Origin of the sequence: Segatella copri, assembly GCF_024330485.1 — a bacterium.
GTDB classification, from domain to species: domain Bacteria; phylum Bacteroidota; class Bacteroidia; order Bacteroidales; family Bacteroidaceae; genus Prevotella; species Prevotella copri_L.
The window spans coordinates 25607-31876 of sequence record NZ_JANDWX010000037.1; the positions used below are offsets into that span (position 1 = coordinate 25607).

General features: G+C 48.6%; 5 protein-coding genes. 4 read left to right on the forward strand and 1 reads right to left on the reverse strand.

Going from position 1 to position 6270, the window contains the following annotated elements; translation table 11 throughout:
• Positions 1–26: 26 nt before the first annotated feature.
• From NNC77_RS14290 to NNC77_RS14305, 4 genes are all read left to right on the forward strand, one after another.
• On the forward strand, positions 27–1196 hold the full coding sequence (locus tag NNC77_RS14290; protein ID WP_022120892.1) for a pyridoxal phosphate-dependent aminotransferase: 1170 nt from the start codon (positions 27–29) through the stop codon (positions 1194–1196).
• Positions 1197–1230: 34 nt separating this feature from the next.
• Positions 1231–2298: a chorismate mutase gene (locus tag NNC77_RS14295; protein ID WP_218459254.1), complete on the forward strand. Its 1068-nt coding sequence runs from the start codon at positions 1231–1233 to the stop codon at positions 2296–2298.
• Positions 2299–2310: 12 nt separating this feature from the next.
• The gene (locus NNC77_RS14300; RefSeq protein WP_254971500.1) at positions 2311–3108 is read left to right on the forward strand and encodes a prephenate dehydrogenase; all 798 of its coding nucleotides are present in this window, start codon (positions 2311–2313) and stop codon (positions 3106–3108) included.
• Between the two features lie 411 nt (positions 3109–3519).
• The gene (locus NNC77_RS14305; RefSeq protein WP_254971501.1) at positions 3520–4992 is read left to right on the forward strand and encodes an NAD(P)-dependent oxidoreductase; all 1473 of its coding nucleotides are present in this window, start codon (positions 3520–3522) and stop codon (positions 4990–4992) included.
• Positions 4993–5764: 772 nt separating this feature from the next.
• Here the strand turns inward: NNC77_RS14305 and NNC77_RS14310 are convergent.
• On the reverse strand, positions 5765–6109 hold the full coding sequence (locus tag NNC77_RS14310; RefSeq protein WP_254971502.1) for a hypothetical protein: 345 nt from the start codon (positions 6107–6109) through the stop codon (positions 5765–5767).
• Positions 6110–6270: the final 161 nt, after the last annotated feature.

Below are 6270 nucleotides of genomic sequence, written 5' to 3' on the forward strand. Positions count from 1 at the left end.
ACAGTTAATAGTTGAAAATAAGAATTATGATACAACCAGCCAATAGAGTAACGGAAATACAGGAATACTACTTCAGCCGCAAGCTGAAGGAAGTGGCTAAGCTTAATGCCGAGGGCAAAGACATCATCAGTCTGGCCATCGGAAGTCCAGACATGCCGCCTTCTAAGCAGACCATTGACAAGCTCTGCGAGGTAGCCAACAATCCAAACGCACACGGATATCAGCCTACGGTGGGCATACCAGAGTTGCGCAAAGCAATGGCTGGTTTCTATAAGCGCTGGTATGATGTAGACCTCGACTGGGCTACAGAAATCCAGCCCCTCATAGGTAGCAAGGAAGGCATTCTGCACGTAACGCTCGCCTTCTGCAACCCTGGCGACGAGGTGCTCATCCCGAATCCGGGATACCCTACCTATACCGCCATCAACAAGATTCTGGGTACCAAGATTACCTACTACGATCTGAGAGAGGATAACGGATGGCAGCCCGATTTCGACGCCCTGGAGAAGATGGACCTGAGCCACGTAAAACTGATGTGGACCAACTATCCTAACATGCCGACAGGCGGTGTGGCAAAGCGCGAAACCTACGAAAAGCTGGTGGCATTCGCCCAGAAGCACAACATCGTGGTGGTGAACGACAACCCATATTCGCTCATCCTCAACGAGCACCCTATGAGCATTATGCAGGTGCCGGGAGCTAAGGACTGCTGCATCGAGTTCAATTCCCTGAGCAAGAGCCACAACATGCCAGGCTGGCGTGTGGCGATGATTTCGAGCAACAAGACTTTCATCTCATGGATTCTGAAGGTGAAGAGCAACATCGACAACGGAAGCTTCCGAGGCATACAGCTGGCAGCTGCCGAGGCGATGCTTAACAACACGGATGAATGGCACCGCGAGAACAACATCCAGAACTACCGTCGCCGCCGCGACATTGCTGAGGAGATCATGAAGGTGCTCGACTGCCAGTTTGACCCTAACCAGGTAGGCATGTTCCTTTGGGGCAAGATACCTGAGAAATATGCTGATGTAGAAGACCTGACAGAGAAGATTCTGCATGAGGCACGCGTCTTTATCACCCCTGGCTTCATCTTCGGAACCAACGGCAAGCGTTACATCCGTATCAGCCTCTGTGCCAAGGATGAGAAGATGAAAGAGGCCCTGGAGAGAATCAAGAAGGTTTTTGAAAAGTAAAAAAGTAAAAAGTAAAAAATAAAAATATACGACTATGGAATTAGAATTAGAACCATTGAATTTTCCTAGTGATCAGGAACGCCCTTGCGTCATTGCCGGCCCTTGCTCGGCAGAGACAGAAGAGCAGGTTATGACTACCGCTAAGCAGTTGGCTGCCAAAGGTTGCCACATGTTCCGCGCAGGTGTGTGGAAGCCACGCACCAAACCGGGAGGCTTCGAGGGTAACGGCGAGCAGGCCTTGCCTTGGATGAAGCAGGTGAAGGAAGAAACAGGCATGCTGACAGCTACTGAGGTGGCTACCCCAGAGCATGTAGAGCTCGCACTGAAATATGGAATCGACATTCTGTGGGTAGGCGCACGTACATCTGCCAACCCATTCGCCATGCAGGCACTTGCCGATAGTCTTCAGGGCGTAGACGTGCCTGTGCTCGTTAAGAACCCGGTAAACCCAGACCTCGAGCTCTGGATTGGCGCCCTGCAGCGCATCAACCAGGCAGGCATCAAGAAGCTCGGTGCCATCCACCGCGGATTCTCCAGCTTCGACAAGAAGATTTACCGCAACCTTCCTATGTGGCAGATTCCTATCGAGTTGCACCGCCGCATACCACAGTTGCCAATCATCTGCGACCCTAGCCACATCGGCGGCCGACGCGACCTCATCGCTCCTCTCTGCCAGCAGGCAATGGACTTAGGTTTCGACGGCCTCATCGTTGAGAGCCACTGCAGCCCAGACGATGCATGGAGCGATGCCAAGCAGCAGGTTACCCCAGAGGTGCTGGATTACATCCTCAGCCTCCTCGTAGTGCGCGATGAGCATTATTCTACAGAGGGTCTGCACCAGCTGCGCGGTCAGATTGACGAGTGCGACAACCAGCTGATGGATCTCCTGGCTAAGCGTATGCGCGTTTGCCGCGAGATTGGTACTTACAAAAAGGAGCACAACATGACCATCGTTCAGACCAGCCGTTACAACGAGATTCTCGACAAGCGTGGTGCCCAGGCTGCCCTCTGCGGCATGAGCCCTGAGTTTGCCGCTCAGATTTTCGAGCACATCCATGAGGAGAGTGTCCGCCAGCAATTGGAAATTCTGAACCAGAAGTAAAGGATACTGGCGATGAGAATATTGATTATGGGAGCAGGTAAGATGGGAAGTTTCTTCATCGACCTGCTCAGCTTCGACCACGAGGTGGCAGTTTACGAAAAGGATGCCAAGCGCCTGCGCTTCACCTACAACTGTTACCGCTTTACCAAGATTGAGGAGGTGGAGATGTTCCGTCCGGAACTTGTTATCAATGCCGTGACGTTGAAATACACCATTCCGGTGTTCGAGGAGCTGCTGCCGCATCTCTCCAGCGACTGCATCATCAGCGACATCGCATCCGTGAAGACCGGACTGCAGGAGTTTTACGAGAAGAGCGGTTTCCGCTTCGTGAGCACGCACCCTATGTTCGGCCCGACCTTTGCCAATCTGAACCAGCTTTCAGAGGAGAATGCAGTCATCATCAAGGAGGGTGACTACATGGGCAAGATATTCTTCAAGGACCTCTACCAGAAGTTGGGGTTGAGTCTGCATGAGTATACATTTGATGAGCACGACCAGACGGTGGCTTACTCGCTGAGTATTCCTTTCGTGAGCACCTTTGCCTTTGCGGCAGTGATGAAGCACCAGGATGCTCCGGGCACCACCTTCAAGCGCCACATGCAGATAGCCAAGGGCGTGCTCAATGAAGATGATTATCTGCTGCAGGAAATCCTCTTCAACCCATACACATCGGGTCAGGTGGCACAGATCAGAGAGGAGCTTGCTGAGCTCATCGACATCATTGACCACAAGGATGCGAAGCGTATGAAACTCTTCCTCACCAAGATACGTAATCATGTGAAGGAAGATATTGAGATTAAAGAAAAATAAAAATGTTGATTTAATGGGGGAGCCCTTATTATTATGTTCCCCCTCCAGTTGTTGGTGTTTTGCATGTGAATGCAGAACATTTAAGTTGTTTAAAGGCCTTGCATGTGAATGTAGGGTCTTTTTTATATGTTGCCGGAAGCGGAAAAGCTTAATGACCTTAATGACCAATGACCTTAATGACCACCCCCGATTAGTGATTAATGATTAGTGATTAGTGATTAGGCAGGCGTGCGTCCCCGGTAAGGCGCCAGCAGGTGGATAATAAGGAAAAAAAAGGGCAAAATGAAAATATGTAAGGAGATAGGGGCGATTTCTGAAATATTATTTGTACCTTTGCACCCACAAATCAAAGGATAGATTGTAGAATCAATAAACAGATTGTAGAATCAGTAAAAAGAGAGCAGTTCTATTATGAGCGAACAGAAAGAAACAAAGAATGTGAAGAATGCTGCAGAGGCGCAGGCCCCTGAGCAGAATACAACAGAAACAGCAGCTAAGCAGGCGGATGATGCTAAGCAGGCTGATACAACAGAACAGCAGGTGGATGCTGCTGCCTTCCAGGTAGTGAACGAGGGTTTTTCTACCCGTGAGGCCATTGAGGAGGCTAAACGCTGCCTACACTGCAAGATTCCGCAGTGTAAGAAGGGATGCCCGATTGGTAACGACATACCTGATTTCGTACACGAACTCTCTATGGGTAACATGGGTGCGGCGATGAGCATCATCAATGCCAAGAGCAACCTGCCGGCCATCTGCGGCCGTGTGTGCCCTCACGAGAAACAGTGTCAGGGCAGCTGTGTGCTCGGAAAGAAGGGAAAACCGGTACAGATAGGCAAACTCGAGCAGTTTATTGCCGATTTTGATACCAAGATGAACCTCTCGCGCGAGATGTTGCCACAGAAAACACGTGGCCGCGTGGCAGTTATCGGTTCGGGTCCTGCGGGCTTGACCGTAGCCGGCGATCTGGCGCGCCAGGGCTTCAACGTTACCATTTTCGAGGGCCAGGCTGAGCCGGGAGGCGTGTTGATGTACGGTATTCCTGAGTATCGCTTGCCTAAGTCGGTAGTGCGCGATGAGGTGGCTAAGATTGCTGCCCTCGGCGTGCAGTTTATCACCAACTGCATGGTGGGCGAGAACAATATAACCATCGACAGTCTGTTCCGTGCAGGCTACGACGCCATCTTTATGGGCACAGGTACCAGCGTGCCTCAGAACATGGACTCTACACCGGGCTCAAAGCTCCACGGTGTGAGCCAGAGTACATACTTTCTGCATAACGTGAATGCCTATAACGAAGGCGCTTTGCCCCGCGATATGGTTCCGCTGCGCGACGGCGAGAAGGTGGGCGTCATTGGCGGCGGAAACGTGGCCATGGATGCTGCCCGTACCGCTATCCGACTGGGTGCCGACGTTACCGTGCTGTACCGTAAGACCCAGGAAGAGATGCCTGCCATCAAGAGCGAATATGAAGATGCGGTGAAGGAAGGCGTGAAATTTGAGTGGAAAACTACCGTCGAGGCCTTCTTGAAGGGCAAAAACGGCCGTCTGGGAAGCTGTGTGCTGAACACTCCTGAGGGTGAAAGGGTAGAAAAATTCGACAGAATCTATCTCGCCATCGGTTCAAGACCAGCCAACCGTATCGTTTCTACCACAGCCGGAATCGAGGTGGATGAGAAGGGATATGTTAAAGTTGTTGAACGTCCGTTCGGTATGACCACCCGTCGCGGTGTGTTCGCCGGAGGTGATGTGGTACACCGTCCGCAGACTGTAGTTTTGGCGATGAAGGCTGCCAAGGAGGTGGCTCAGGGCATCGCTCAGTATGTAGATGCCATCAAGCTTCTTGAAGAGGCTAAGAGAATCGAGCAACGTGGAATAGTCGAATAATCAAATGAATTCAATAGAATTAAGTGAATTATTTCTGCAGTAACGGAACTGCTTTTACTGGGATTTGTCACTAGGCTCGGCAGAGCTGCTGAGCCTAGTGGTAATATCTGGGAAGCTATGTGTTTTGACTTGGGAAAGTACGTATTTTTTTATAAGTGATTGAGAATGAGATAAGTTTTTATCTCATAAAAAGAAGAGGTTACGAATTAGAAATAAACAGAATGTAGCATCCTGCTGTGATTTGCATAATCATCCAAAGAACTCTTTCGGTTGCAAAGGTACGATATTTAATCGGGGATAAAGAATGTTTTAAGATTTTTTATCCTCGATTTTTTGCTTGGATAAATCTGTTTTCATTAAACCATATTCTTCTCTATTCTTTGCTATTTCCATTTCAATCCATTCAAACTTATGTGGCAATGGTTTCTGTTTTTTGAATGGTCTATTTCGTTTGCATATTCTCATCCTTTCGTGTGTTTTGTATAAAAGTCAGCCGTCGTCGAAGAAAGACAGTCCTCGTACCTCAGACTAACTTCCTCCGACTATGGCACGGCAAGAAAAATCCTTGGCGGTATGCCTTGAAATACTTCAAGACTATACTGCCAAGGACTTTTCTTTGTTTGCCGTGCTGACAACGGCTGATTTTTATAGCCACAACTCGCAGTTCCATTTTTTATCGCACAATCCAAACGACATGGAACAGTGGCACGCCACCCTTTCATGTCTCAGTAGTACGGCATGAGGAAAAGTGTTTCTTTTTGTCGGTTGCAGGCTAACCGATTAAAAGAAACACCATTCCTTGATTTGCCGTACAATTTTGTTTTGCATGTTCCAACATATACAATTTCCATTTTTCCAAAACATTTGCAAGACGAAGTTGTATCCATTTCTCAGAAATAAGTATGCGATAATCGTGTAACCCAAAAACTTCACAGAAATTTATCATTTCATTGCCGCTCTGATTTTCTTTCCTCCACATGGTCTTTCCTATGGCATCAATCGTTATCGTGCAGGTGCAAAGGTATGGCAGCGGGCTTTGGAAATAAAAGGTCGAGCCTTCGGTTTTCGAAAAAATCTCCACACCGTTGGGTAGTATTTTTCCGAAAAATTCTGCCAAAATCTTCAGAATAGCTTAAAATGAGCGATTTATGAGTGTTCCTCCTCAATAGAGGTAATGACTTGGCAATAGTTTTAACTTCTACATTCTACATAAGTTTGCCTTGCTTGCCAAACAACTCTTTTCGGATGCAAAGTTAAACCTAAAATCTGAAAAACGAC

What these genes read in the sequence shown, in the direction of transcription:
- NNC77_RS14290 (WP_022120892.1), top strand. Translation starts at nt 27, where the DNA reads ATGATACAACCAGCCAATAGAGTAACGGAAATACAGGAATACTACTTC.
- NNC77_RS14295 (WP_218459254.1), top strand. Translation starts at nt 1,231, where the DNA reads ATGGAATTAGAATTAGAACCATTGAATTTTCCTAGTGATCAGGAACGC.
- NNC77_RS14300 (WP_254971500.1), top strand. Translation starts at nt 2,311, where the DNA reads ATGAGAATATTGATTATGGGAGCAGGTAAGATGGGAAGTTTCTTCATC.
- NNC77_RS14305 (WP_254971501.1), top strand. Translation starts at nt 3,520, where the DNA reads ATGAGCGAACAGAAAGAAACAAAGAATGTGAAGAATGCTGCAGAGGCG.